Annotated in this window: 10 protein-coding genes; 5 read left to right on the top strand and 5 right to left on the bottom strand. The window is 34.7% G+C overall.

Going from position 1 to position 12,748, the window contains the following annotated elements; all coding sequences use genetic code 11:
* Nucleotides 1-75: 75 nt before the first annotated feature.
* From AAEO57_RS11040 to AAEO57_RS11020, 5 genes are all read left to right on the top strand, one after another.
* Entirely contained in the window at nt 76-1,053 is a 978-nt protein-coding gene (locus AAEO57_RS11040; protein WP_341692525.1) for a hypothetical protein, read from the top strand.
* 48 nt (nt 1,054-1,101) lie between these two features.
* Nucleotides 1,102-2,610, top strand: a complete 1,509-nt coding sequence (locus tag AAEO57_RS11035; protein ID WP_341692523.1) for an OmpP1/FadL family transporter — start codon at nt 1,102-1,104, stop codon at nt 2,608-2,610.
* A gap of 215 nt (nt 2,611-2,825) precedes the next feature.
* Nucleotides 2,826-4,139 (top strand): 30S ribosomal protein S12 methylthiotransferase RimO, encoded by a 1,314-nt coding sequence (rimO, locus tag AAEO57_RS11030; protein WP_341692520.1) that lies wholly within the window; start codon nt 2,826-2,828, stop codon nt 4,137-4,139.
* Nucleotides 4,140-4,172: 33 nt separating this feature from the next.
* Nucleotides 4,173-4,718 carry a hypothetical protein gene (locus tag AAEO57_RS11025; protein ID WP_341692518.1) on the top strand — a complete coding sequence of 182 codons (546 nt, stop codon included), beginning with the start codon at nt 4,173-4,175 and terminating at the stop codon, nt 4,716-4,718.
* A gap of 33 nt (nt 4,719-4,751) precedes the next feature.
* On the top strand, nt 4,752-5,663 hold the full coding sequence (locus AAEO57_RS11020; RefSeq protein WP_341692516.1) for an N-acetylmuramoyl-L-alanine amidase: 912 nt from the start codon (nt 4,752-4,754) through the stop codon (nt 5,661-5,663).
* A gap of 515 nt (nt 5,664-6,178) precedes the next feature.
* On the opposite strand, the gene AAEO57_RS11015 is transcribed toward AAEO57_RS11020, so the two are convergent.
* The 5 genes from AAEO57_RS11015 to AAEO57_RS10995 form a co-directional block, all read right to left on the bottom strand.
* A complete protein-coding gene (locus AAEO57_RS11015; RefSeq protein WP_341692514.1) occupies nt 6,179-7,204 on the bottom strand; it encodes a porin in 1,026 nt (341 codons plus the stop codon).
* A gap of 582 nt (nt 7,205-7,786) precedes the next feature.
* Complete coding sequence (locus tag AAEO57_RS11010) at nt 7,787-8,749, bottom strand: glycoside hydrolase family 5 protein (RefSeq protein WP_341692512.1); 963 nt, start codon at nt 8,747-8,749, stop codon at nt 7,787-7,789.
* A gap of 10 nt (nt 8,750-8,759) precedes the next feature.
* Entirely contained in the window at nt 8,760-9,992 is a 1,233-nt protein-coding gene (locus AAEO57_RS11005; protein WP_341692511.1) for a glycoside hydrolase family 27 protein, read from the bottom strand.
* 90 nt (nt 9,993-10,082) lie between these two features.
* Complete coding sequence (locus tag AAEO57_RS11000) at nt 10,083-11,132, bottom strand: IPT/TIG domain-containing protein (protein WP_341692509.1); 1,050 nt, start codon at nt 11,130-11,132, stop codon at nt 10,083-10,085.
* 16 nt (nt 11,133-11,148) lie between these two features.
* Nucleotides 11,149-12,747, bottom strand: a complete 1,599-nt coding sequence (locus AAEO57_RS10995) for a RagB/SusD family nutrient uptake outer membrane protein (RefSeq protein WP_341692507.1) — start codon at nt 12,745-12,747, stop codon at nt 11,149-11,151.
* Nucleotide 12,748: the final 1 nt, after the last annotated feature.

The following is a 12,748-nucleotide window of genomic DNA, read 5'->3' as shown; positions in this document are numbered from 1 at the left end:
TTTATTTTTTTTAACTAAATAGTTTGACAAAACTAACTATTTTTGTAATGTGCAACAATAAAAAACACCACAGATATGAAAACTTCCACCTCTTACCGCCAAAACTCAGGTTATTTTTATGCAATAGCATTACTGGGTTTTCTATTAACATCTTGTGGCTCTTACCAAAACTCTTCTTATCATGATAATGATGGCGTTTATGGCAACTCATCAACCACGTATGTGCAACAAACAAATTCCACAAACAATCAATATAAAGATTATTTTAAATCATTGCAAAATGACGGACAACCAACAGAAATTTTTACAGATGTTGACAATTATGGCAATTACGCAGTAAACGACAGCACCCAGACTTCTGCTACAGCTTATCCCGGCTGGGGAAGCTCAAATTCAGAAGTCTCTGTAAATGTATATTCTGATCCTTACTGGTCTATGGGATTTGGTTTTGGTTGGGGATATCCATATTATGGTTATGGATGGGGCTACCCATATTACGGATGGGGTTATTACCCGGGATGGGGTTATCCGGGATGGGGCTATCCTGGTTATTACCCAATTCACCATGGATACTACTCTTATAGCTATGGAAGAAGAGGTTCAGCCGCTTACTACGGCAGCAGAAACTATTCCTCTAACAGAAGCTACGCTACAAACAGAAACTACACTTCTGGCAGGAATTACAGCTCGTCTAACAGAAACTACACATCCTCTAACAGAAGCTATACCTCTAACAGATCTAATAATTTTTCAGATTACAGAAGAAGTTCTACCACAAACAGAACATCAAGTCCAACTTTTACAAACAGAAGCAGTTCTTCTCAAAACAATAGTTACGATTATTCAGGCAGAAGATCGAACAGTACATCTAACACTAACAGAAGTTATAACTACAATAATAACAACAGCAACTCATCAAGAAGCTATTCAGCACCAAGTTCTTCATCTTCCCGTTCTTACAACAGTGGAGGCGGTGGCGGAAGTATGAGATCATCCGGTGGAGGTGGAGGCGGCGGAAGATCGTACGGTGGCGGTGGCGGTGGAAGAAGGTAACATTTCCCTTCTTCATCGTATCTAATTACACATTAAAATTCGACCAAAATGAAAAAAATATTCTTCCTATTAATAACAGGACTAACTGTCAGTGTCTCAAATTCTCAGGAAATTTCAGATGCGATGCGGTATGCACAGGACAACATAACCGGAACTGCCCGTTTTAGAGCCATGGGAGGTGCATTTGGAGCGCTCGGAGGAGATCTTTCTGCTCTGACTGTGAACCCTGCCGGATCTGCTATTTTTTCAAACAATCAAATCGGAATTACATTTAGCAATCAAAATATTAAAAACAATTCTAATTATTTTGGCAATCCCACCAGCGACAAGGAAAATTCTTTTATTCTAAACCAAGCCGGAGCCGTTTTTGTTTTTAAGGATCAAAATCCAAATAGCAACTGGAAAAAAATTGCTATTGGAACCACTTATGAAAATACAGGAAATTTCAATAATAGCATTTTCTCAGCTGGAATTAATCAAAATAATTCTATAGACGGCTATTTTTTAGACTTTGCTGATGGAATTCCTCTGGGAAACATCAATGGTTTTGATTACAGAGATTTATATTACGACGAACAACAGGCTTATTTTGGTGTTAAAGGAAAGGTAATCATACCCGTTAACCCACTTGATCCCGATAACACACAATATGAAACCAATGTTCCTGCAGCTGGTCGCTATTATCAGGAAAATGAAATTTACACCAGTGGCTACAACAGTAAATTAGGTTTTAATATTGCCACTTCCTACAAAGATCGTATTTATTTTGGAGCAAACTTAAATCTGCATATTACAGATTACAGAAGAACCAGCAGTTTTTACGAAAGCAACAGCAACGATCTCGAAGCAACTCCAACCATATCTGATGTACGTTTCAACAATAATTTATACACTTACGGAAACGGATTTTCTTTTCAATTAGGAACCATTGCAAAAGTAACCGATGCTCTGAGACTTGGAGTTGCTTACGAATCAAACACATGGTATCACCTGTATGATGAGATTTCGCAAAGCCTCTATTCTACCCTACAAGCAGCTGGGCAACCGGAAATTTACGAAAGTGTAAACCCGGAAATTATAAACGTTTACGATCCTTATGATTTACAAACCCCTGGGAAATTCACATTCAGCGGTGCGTATATATTTGGAAAATCCGGTTTAATTAGTATTGACTACTCTATTAAAGACTATGGAAACACTAAATTTAAACCAACAAATGACTCAGGATTCAGACAGCTAAACAGCAACATGAATCACCAGCTCACTACCAACAGCGAATTACGCATTGGTGGAGAATTAAAAATCAAGCGATTAAGTTTACGCGGAGGATATCGTTTTGAAGGAAGTCCTTATAAAGACGGAAGAACTATTGGAGACTTAAACAGCTACTCTGCAGGTTTGGGCTATAATTTTGGATCAACCAAATTCGATTTAGCTTATTCCTACACTGAAAGAGATTCTAATCAGCGGTTTTTTGAGGCGGGAGCATTTACTGGCGCACCAAACATCACATCAAAACTTAACAATGTTACGTTTACCTTATTATTTGAATTGTAATTAAAAATCAAAATAGATGATTGAAAATTTCCGTCTGGTTTTTCCCGGCGGATTTTTTTTAGCCCCGATAGAAGTGAAAATCCTTTTGTGCCGGGGTTCGGCACAAAAGATTGTAACGGATAGCGGGAATAGCTTCTGAAAAAGCACCTAAATGAAAGCTAAACAAGCTGTGTTTGAATAAAAAAGTGTAATTTTGCACTCCAATTTATAAAAGTATGAGAACCAAGTCTTTAAAAAAGAACAAAATTAACGTTATCACTCTTGGGTGTTCGAAAAATGTATATGACAGCGAAGTGCTTATGGGGCAGCTTCGTGCAAATGGAAAAGAAGTTACTCACGAAGCGACTGCAAAAGAAGAAGGAAACATTATCGTAATCAATACTTGCGGTTTTATTGACAATGCGAAAGCGGAATCGGTAAACATGATTTTGGAATATGCTGATAAAAAAGACAAAGGTTTAGTCGACAAGGTTTTTGTAACAGGATGTTTATCTGAACGCTACAGGCCTGATCTGGAAAAAGAAATTCCGAATGTGGATCAATATTTTGGAACTACAGAACTGCCTCAGCTATTGAAAGCACTGGGCGCAGATTATAAACATGAATTATTAGGAGAGCGTTTAACCACTACTCCAAAAAATTATGCGTACTTAAAAATTGCCGAAGGCTGCGACAGACCCTGTAGTTTCTGTGCAATTCCGTTAATGCGTGGTTCACATGTTTCTCAGCCAATTGAAAAATTAGTTAAAGAAGCACAAGGTTTAGCTAAAAACGGCGTTAAAGAATTAATATTGATTGCTCAGGATTTAACTTATTATGGATTAGACCTGTATAAAAAAAGAAATCTTGCAGAATTATTGGAAGCATTGGCAGCAGTTGAAGGCATTGAATGGATTCGTTTACATTACGCCTACCCTACAGGTTTCCCGATGGATGTTCTGGAATTAATGAAACGCGAGCCTAAAATTTGCAACTATATTGATATTCCGTTACAGCATATTTCAGACAATATTTTGAAATCGATGCGTCGTGGTACTACTCAGGCAAAAACGACTCAGTTGTTGAAAGATTTTCGTGCTGCAGTTCCGGGAATGGCTATCAGAACTACTTTGATTGTTGGTTATCCGGGAGAGACACAGGAAGATTTTGAAATTTTGAAAGATTTTGTTCAGGAAATGAAATTTGACAGAATGGGCTGTTTTGCCTATTCTCATGAAGAAAATACACACGCATATTTATTGGAAGATGATGTTCCTGCCGATGTAAAACAAGCCAGAGCCAATGAAATTATGGAATTGCAATCGCAAATTTCATGGGATTTGAATCAGGAAAAAGTGGGTCAGGTTTACAAATGTATCATTGACAGAAAAGAAGGTGCCCATTTTGTTGGAAGAACAGAATTTGACAGCCCTGATGTGGATAATGAAGTTTTAATAGACGCATCAAAACATTATGTAAAAACCGGCGAATTTGTTAATATCAGGATAATTGAAGCAACAGAATTTGATTTATACGGAGAACCTGCTTAAATTTACGATAACCAATCATCAATTTTAAAAATTATGAAACCTATTCAATCCATTTTTCTTTTTGCTTTCGCTCTATTAAGTTACAATTCTGTTTCAGCACAATATGGTAACGGATACAATAATGGCTATGGAAATGGTTACGGAAGAGGCGGTGGAATGGGAATGGACAGAAGCATGATGCAGGGTCCACAAAGCAGCCCAAGCAAACCAAAAGAAGTTCCCGTAGAAGAAACAGCTGCCAAACTTGTTGAACAAATGAAACCTGAAGTAAACCTTGACGAATTACAGGCAATTGCTATTACAAATGTTTTAGCAGACAGTATGAGAGAGCAAGGTGTCCTTTTGAAAAACGAAAGCAGTAGTCAGGATCAGAAAATTGAGCAGATAAACGCTTTGAGAGAAGTTACAACTAAAAAAATAACTGCTTTTTTAAATCCTGGACAAGTTGAAAAATACACCACTTTTATGGCTAACTTTAAGGAAATAAAAAAATCAAAAGATAAAAAGAAAAAAGGTAAAGATTCAAAAGAAAACAAAGAAGAAAAAAAAGATACTGAAGCAATAAAACCTGCAGAATAATTATCCTGATTTAACCTAAAACTGTAATTAAACATGTTAAAAAAACATTTTTTTTATCTGATTTCAGCAATTATCATCACCTCCTGCGGAACAAAAAATCCGTATAAGACTACCGAAAAAGTCTACGACCAGCAGCTTAAAAATTTAGAAAACCAAATTACAAGCAAAGAAGTCCAGCCTATACCTCCAGTAGTTCCTCCTGTGGTCATTGATACTACTTATGCTTCGCAATTGGGAATTGTAAAAGATACTCTTTCTAAAACAGGATCTACAGCTTTATTAAATGGCATTACCACAGAATGGATTGGAACTGTCAATTTCAATTTAAGAAAACCAAGTTTTATCATTATACACCATACTGCACAAGACTCTCTCCAACAAACCGTTAGTACATTTACAAAAACCAGAACACAGGTAAGTGCACACTACATTATTTCTGAAAATGGAAAAGTGGTTCAAATGCTAAATGATTATTTGAGAGCGTGGCATGCCGGTTCCTCTACATGGGGAAAAAACACCGATTTAAATTCCTCATCCATAGGTATCGAGCTTGACAACAATGGTTTCAAACCTTTTACAGAAGCCCAAATCAGCAGTTTAGTAGCTCTTTTAACAAAATTAAAAAAAGATTACAACATCCCGACACAAAATATATTAGGTCATGCTGATATTGCTCCGGGTAGAAAACAAGACCCGAGTGCTTTATTTCCATGGAAAACATTAGCAGAAAAAGGTTTTGGCATCTGGCCTGATGAAATTTTAGAAGAAGCTCCTTTTGATTTTAAAATAGAACCTGCGTTGCGAATTATTGGTTACAATACCAAAAATCTTTCGGCAGCGATCCAGGCTTTTAAACTGCATTATATACAAACTGACACTAGTTCTGTTCTAGACCGCAAAACAATTGATACTATTTATTCTATTTATAAAAAACAGATTCAATAAAATTCAATAAAAGAGTACTCTATTAAAAAATAACAAAAAACGCATTCCTGAGAATATTTCACAGAGAATGCGTTTTTTATGTCCTTAAATCTCATGAATTACTATTTGCCAAAATCTGCTTTAAAACTATATTTACTTGATGCAGAACCTAAATCAATCAAAAAATAAATCTAAATACAATCTTTACAGCTTGACAAAACATAACTTTTAGTAGTAATTAAGACATTTTATTTACAGTAAAGGCTTCGACTCCGCACAACCTGACACTAGTCTTCATATTACACTCAAAACACTAACTCATATAAAAAGTCATTTATATAAGCAACAGAGTTCTTTTCTTCTTACAACATATCTTATTCTCCATAGATCTAAATTATCTGTATAGGAAATTATAAATCTAAATTCAATTACCAATAAAAAAGCTGCCAAAAATTTTACAATTTTTGACAGCTTCCAAAAAAAAAAAAAAAAATATCAGTCTTTATCTCTATAAAGAGTATATTGTTGCTATTAGCTTAGAATCCGTAAACTAAAGCCAAAAGTACCTGAGAAGCAGATTTAGAAGGAGCTAAATCAGAATCTACGAACATAACTTCGTCTGAATTAGAATCAAGTCTAAACTCCGGAATAATAGTCAAACCGTGTATTTTGTAATTTCCTGACAAAGTAAAAGCTGTAACATCTGTATCTAAAGAACCTTCTTTTGATTTAAAATACTCACCACGTAGTCCTAAAGAAAAAGCATCACTGATGGCATAAGAAGGATATAAAGCCGCTCCTGTATACCCAACATCACCTTCATTTGAAAAATCAGCAGCATTTAAACCTAATTTAAATTTATCAGTTAATTGAAATGTTGCAGTCAAATCAATAATCGTTCCGCTTACAGAACCATCCATAAAATTCAAATATGCACTCGCTTTATCCGTTACATAAGACAATTGACCTCCTACGGCATTTAATCCTTTTTGTGAATCTGCTTTATATGTATTCCAAGAGTCATTAAACACTCCTAACATTGCTCCAAATTTCTCCGTTATGGCATAATTTGCTTTAATACCCGCATTCTGGAAAGGCCCGTTGGTAAATAAATAAGAAGTAGAGTAGTGAAAGTTACCTACAGGAGAGATTACCTCATACCCTATAAATGTACCCATATAGCCCGCAGTTAAGCTAAGTTTATCAGTAACTGCATAACTAGCGTACAAATTTTGGATATGGAATGAATTGTCCGCATTTGAAGCACTTCCATCACCATTTGGTATCGATTGGTATTGACCTCTTGGTCCAAAAGAAATTTCACCAACAAAAGAAATGTTTTTTATTTTTTTCTTCAAAGCAATGTCTAACATTCCTAAAGAAACAGAGTTCTGATCTGTTGCGAAACTTGTTGGGATATTAGGAACTTTGGCAAAATCGTATTTGTAATATATATCTCCCGAACCTGAGATTTCTAAAGGAGTAGTTTCTGGTGCTTCATCTTGTGCAAATGCAAAACTTGTTGTTAAGGCTAATGATAAAATACATAATACTTTTTTCATGTGTAAATTGGTTTTAGTTAATTAATTTGATTCTGGTTAGTTAAATTTTTATCTATTATTTATAATACGATTTCACTTTTTGAACTTCAAATCCCGTCTAAATCACCATCATTTTCTTCAGCGAATTTATTAACTTTTGTATGAGTAAAACAATCGAAATCTATTTTTTTACCGTTTTAAAAGCAGAATTACGGATTACAAAAATTAAATTCAAAATAATCGTTTTTTCATATTAATACGGGTGTGTTTTTAAAAATACAACAATACATTTTAAACAATTATCACTAAAAAAAATAGGGTTTCAAATAAAAATAAAAACCAAAATACGGTATTTCCCACTTTTATTCAAACAAAAAATAACTTACACCCATTTAAAACAAGGGGTACTTAAGAAATATTAAAAAATAAAACCTAAAAACACATTTAAGACACCTAATAATTCACAAAGAAAAAACACATACCTAATTCTTACAAAAAATATTCCCGAAAATCAATATGAATCTCAAAAACTTTAAACTCTAAAAACGAAAAAAGCCTGCTCAAAAACGAACAGGCTTTATCACTCAACAAACAAAAAAGTATTTATTCCTTAGTATTGTATTTTCTTAAAAAATTACGAATCTTAATCCCTGATTCTTTTAGATCTTTTTCTTTCCAGTTTCCTTGCGACTTAGCCGATGTATACAAAATAGAACATGTTTCGTCTTTATCAGACACTGACCATGTAATCCAGCTTAATTTTCGGGCTTCCATCCAGTCAATATATTCCTGCCAGGCTTTCATATTCAAAGCTCCGTCTCCAGAAGCTTCCATACCGGCAGATTCAGACACAAAAACCGGCAAACCGCTTTTAATAGCTTCGTCAGTCCTGTCTCTTAATTCTTTTCCGTGAGTAGCTGCATAAAAATGCATCGTATACATTATATTATTGTATCCTGAAATCGGATCAGCCGCCGGAAGATTTAAATCCTGATCCCAATGCGGAGAACCAACCAAAATAATATTATTAGAATCATTCTCTCTTATCACCTTAATTACTTCTTCGGCATACGCCTTAATTTCTGGCCATGTTTCGTTATCAGGCTCATTAAATATTTCATATATTATATTAGGATACTTTGCATACTTTTTAGACATCTCTGCAAAAAAGACCTTTGCTTCTTTTAGATTCACATTATGGCTATGCCAATCGATAATTACATATATATCTGACTTTATCGCACCTTTTATGACCGCCTCTATTTTTTCTTTTGAAAATCGAGGATCATTTATATAAGCCTTCTCTCCTAACTCGATTCCCATTGCCGCACGGACCACATTGCATTTAAAATCTTTTTTAAGCCAATCAACCGCTTTTTCATTGTAAAATCTTGGCCACATACTATGCCAGCCAAAACTCATTCCGCGCAGAACTACCGGATTATTACTCTTATCTGTTAATTGAGTCCCCTGTACACTTAATTGCCCATGCTTTTTTACAAATTGAGCATTGGCTGAAGACATTAATAACAGTAAAACGATCAAAAATTTATTGATTGAGCTCATAATAATCATTTTACGGAATTAATCTCAATGTAATTACATCATGAGAAGCCAGGTCTGCTGTAAAGTTCTTTTTTGTATTGCCTGCTTCTTTGTTTTTCCAAAGGTCTTTTAACTTGAAAACTGTTTTGCTAAAATCGGCTTCATAACCAAAATCTTTATCTTTTATCACGTGCTTTTTCCAGTCGAAATTAATTTTTTTGGCTGCTTCGCTTCTGTTTAAAAAAGTAACAGCCCAATTCCCATCAGATAATGGTTTTACCCAAACTTCCAAACCATCTTCAGCAAGATATTTAAAACCCTGAACACCTAATTTATCCTGATTAACCGCTATTAATTCTTTATTAGTCAAAATAGCCAGTGTTTCTTTAGACATTTTTCTGTAGTCATTTCCGCTAAATAGTGGTGACGCCAGTATACACCATAAACTAAAATGTGCTTTGTCTTCGGTATCATTCATTTCATTTCCGACTTCCATCATATCAAAATCGTTCCAATGGTCCGGACCAGAATATTTACGAATATCTTTTCGCATATCTGCAATTTTCATGAATCCCCAGGACGACCAGTTTTCAGGATGTTTAAATTCACAGTCAAAGCACGGGTAAATATCGCCTGAAATCCTCCAAAGATTCCCAACAGGTTTTCCCCACTCCCAAGGCTGGTTATCCCCCCATTCACAAAGACTAAACATAATTGGTCTTCCGGCCGTTTTTAATGCATTACTCATTGTTGTATATGCTTCCGGAGCAGTAATGCCTTTTGTATTACACCAATCGTATTTAAGAAAATCAATTCCGAGTTTGGCATAAAAACGGGCATCCTGATATTCATAACCGCGTGTACCTGGATAACCGGCACAAGTGTGAGTTCCTGCACAATTATATAAACCAAACTTCAGACCTTTACTATGCACATAATCTACTACAGCTTTCATACCGTTTGGAAATTTAACTGGATCCGGTACTAAATCTCCATTTGCGTCACGCTCTTTTGCCATCCAGCCATCGTCTAATACAATATAATTGTAACCTGCTGCTGCCAAACCTGAAGAAACCATAATATCTGCTGTTTCTTTTACCAGCTTTTCATCAATATTGGTTGCAAAAGTATTCCATGAGTTCCAACCCATTGGCGGTGTCATGGCTAAACCTTCAAATTTCCCTCCCGTTTGATTGTGTGTATTCCCCTGACCGAAACCTAATGTTAAAACACATAAACTTAATACTAAAATTATTTTTTTCATTCTTTCAATTTTTAAACTACTTTATAAAAAATGTTCCCTAATTTTTCAACCAGGGAACATTTTTAACTAACTCAAATTAAACCGAAATATTTATTTTAAAACAAATCCCATATCATCTAAATAAATAGTATTTCCTCCAAAATTACCAGATTCCTGTAAAGTCAGCTGATCGAAAGTTGTTGGATTACCTATTTCAGAAAAAGGAATTTCAATATAAGTCCAAACTGGACTCAGGGATCTTTTAATCTGATATGCCCATCCGCCAAACACAAATGTCAAACTTGCATTTGTATTTGATGAAGCACTCTTAACCCTTACCCTAAAGGCCTTATACTTAGAAACATCTCTAGAATTAAATTTCATATCAGCTCCATCCCATCCATTAAAAACAATTTTCAAAGAAGCATTACCCTGAGCTTTATCAGTAACATAATTTGTATTAAACTCATTACCACTCCATGTCCAGTGTCCGATATCTCCCTGCAAAACATCATCATATAATGCAGACCCTACTGTTACACCAGAAGGTGTTGTACCTGAGATATTTGAAACAGTAATATATTTGCCATTCCCATTGGCAGGCATTTTAAATGAAATTTCAGTTAATGTAGAAGATAAAACAGTTGCATTCTCAGTCCCTACCTTTACTATAGGATTTAAAAAATAATTACCATTAATTGTAACAACATCTCCTTCAGCAGGATTTTCAGAATTAAACCAATTGAAAGTTGGCACAGGCGGCGCTACCATTATATCAAACTCAGCTGTACCATTCTCGGTAACAACCTTAACTTTATTTGACGAATTTGCGTAAGGTGTTTTTTCATCAACCAATATAATTATATCAGTATCCGTAACGAATTCCGGACCAAAATAAGTATCATAATCATTAAAATAAACTTTTTTAGTAGATAATAATCCTTTTCCGTGAATAACATAATAGTTTTTAGGATCAACCACACTTACTGGTTCCAGGGGCTTAATAGTCCCGTCTTCATAGTAACCGGAAGGCATAATCGACTCGATTACCGGACCTCCTGAAACTGAATCATTATCATCATTTGAGCAGGAAGTAAAAAACATCAGTAATAACAACCATGTCGCACAAGCTGTTAACGAAATAATTTTTAAATTTTTCATATTTTATATTTTAAAATTATTTAAAAGTATATGGTACTACTTCTTTCAATTTAGGGTTTTTAGTCAAGTCATCTGCCGGATATGGCAACAACAGGTTTGTTGCAGAAATAACAATATGTTTTTCCGTCAATCTGTTTCCTCTGTTTTGAGCTTCAAGAATCGCTTTAGCTTTATCAAATGGCAAGCGTCCTAAATCAAAATAATAATCTCCTTCACAAGCTAATTCTGCACGTCTTTCTTTAAAAATATCATCAAATGTAATTACAGATTTTGGAGCCAGACCAGCTCTTTTTCGAACTGCATTATAAGATTTAAGTGCGTTTGCATCTGTAGTACTTCCTGATTGTCCGCCAAGAATTGCTTCTGCATGAATCAATAACAATTCAGCATAACGCATCATATAGCTATTCATACTGCTTTCTCCGTTAAAAGCAGGGTTAAAAGCACCGGTTATTGGAAGATTTTCCTTTCCGATTACGTATTTCTTTAATCCGGCTCCTGAGTTCTGAGCTTCATACTGTATATCAAAAGTATAACCTAAGATTTTTGGTGCACCCAAATCAAGTGTTTGTGCATAAGTTAAATTTGGATAATAGTCTCCCGGAAGCATAAAAGTTTCTATTCTTCTTTTATCTCCGCTTTCAAATCCATTTTTAATCAAATCCTGAGAAGGTGCAATCTGTCCTGAATAAGAAGTTTCAACAAGTCTGTTTTCAGGAGCAAATAATGTATTGGAAAAATTACCATCAAAATATCCACCGGTTCCTGTCCATTGCCATGCAAAAATAGATTCTTCATTATTATTGTTTTTTTGTAAAAACAAATCTGCAAAAGATTTTTCAGGCAATTCGTCACCACCTAGTAATTTAAATTCACCGCTATTAATTACCTCCTGAGCCATTTGTCTTGCCAGATCATATTTCTTTTGATACAAATACACCTTAGCCAGCATAGCTTTTGCAGAACCACTAGAAACGTGAGCATTTGCAGCATAGTCTGAACCTCTGTTTTTAGTTCTTAAATTTTCTATTGCAAATTTTAAATCATTTTCTATGAATTTATAAACATCTTCAGTCGGATTACTTGGAATAACGTAATTTTTAGAATAATCAGCATTGTTTTCAATAATAGGCACATTTCCCCATAATCTTACTAAAAAGAAATAAGAAAAAGCTCTGATAAAATGACATTCACCTAAAGCATTATTCAACGATTCTCTACTTACATTAGGCCCAACACTTTGAGGCAAATTACTGATATAAGCATTTGAATTTGCTATTGCTCCGAAACAAGATCTCCATGAGTCAGAAATATAACTTGATGTATTGGTAAAACTAAGATCGGTAAACTTACCAAAGTCATTATATATATCCGCATACATATTTCCTGAAATAACATCAGTAATACCATAAAACCCAGCTTTATTCATATTAAACCACACCAAACCATAAAGTCCATTGGTAGCATTGTCTACTTTTAGATCCGAATCATAATAGTTTCCGATTGTAGGATTTCCTTCTGCAGGAACATCTATAAAGTCCTGAGAGCAAGAAGAAGAGAAAAGCATCAATAACGCCATAAAGCCAACTGTTCCTTTTTTATATATATTTTTCATA

It is taken from the genome of Flavobacterium calami (assembly GCF_038290035.1).
Lineage (GTDB): Bacteria > Bacteroidota > Bacteroidia > Flavobacteriales > Flavobacteriaceae > Flavobacterium > Flavobacterium calami.
The sequence above is the reverse complement of the archived record's forward strand: the minus strand, read 5'-3'. Positions and strand labels throughout refer to the sequence as shown.

What these genes read in the sequence shown, in the direction of transcription:
- AAEO57_RS11005 (WP_341692511.1), bottom strand. Translation starts at nt 9,992, where the DNA reads ATGAAAAAAATAATTTTAGTATTAAGTTTATGTGTTTTAACATTAGGT.
- AAEO57_RS11015 (WP_341692514.1), bottom strand. Translation starts at nt 7,204, where the DNA reads ATGAAAAAAGTATTATGTATTTTATCATTAGCCTTAACAACAAGTTTT.
- rimO (WP_341692520.1), top strand. Translation starts at nt 2,826, where the DNA reads ATGAGAACCAAGTCTTTAAAAAAGAACAAAATTAACGTTATCACTCTT.
- AAEO57_RS11035 (WP_341692523.1), top strand. Translation starts at nt 1,102, where the DNA reads ATGAAAAAAATATTCTTCCTATTAATAACAGGACTAACTGTCAGTGTC.
- AAEO57_RS11000 (WP_341692509.1), bottom strand. Translation starts at nt 11,132, where the DNA reads ATGAAAAATTTAAAAATTATTTCGTTAACAGCTTGTGCGACATGGTTG.
- AAEO57_RS11010 (WP_341692512.1), bottom strand. Translation starts at nt 8,749, where the DNA reads ATGAGCTCAATCAATAAATTTTTGATCGTTTTACTGTTATTAATGTCT.
- AAEO57_RS11025 (WP_341692518.1), top strand. Translation starts at nt 4,173, where the DNA reads ATGAAACCTATTCAATCCATTTTTCTTTTTGCTTTCGCTCTATTAAGT.
- AAEO57_RS11020 (WP_341692516.1), top strand. Translation starts at nt 4,752, where the DNA reads ATGTTAAAAAAACATTTTTTTTATCTGATTTCAGCAATTATCATCACC.
- AAEO57_RS10995 (WP_341692507.1), bottom strand. Translation starts at nt 12,747, where the DNA reads ATGAAAAATATATATAAAAAAGGAACAGTTGGCTTTATGGCGTTATTG.
- AAEO57_RS11040 (WP_341692525.1), top strand. Translation starts at nt 76, where the DNA reads ATGAAAACTTCCACCTCTTACCGCCAAAACTCAGGTTATTTTTATGCA.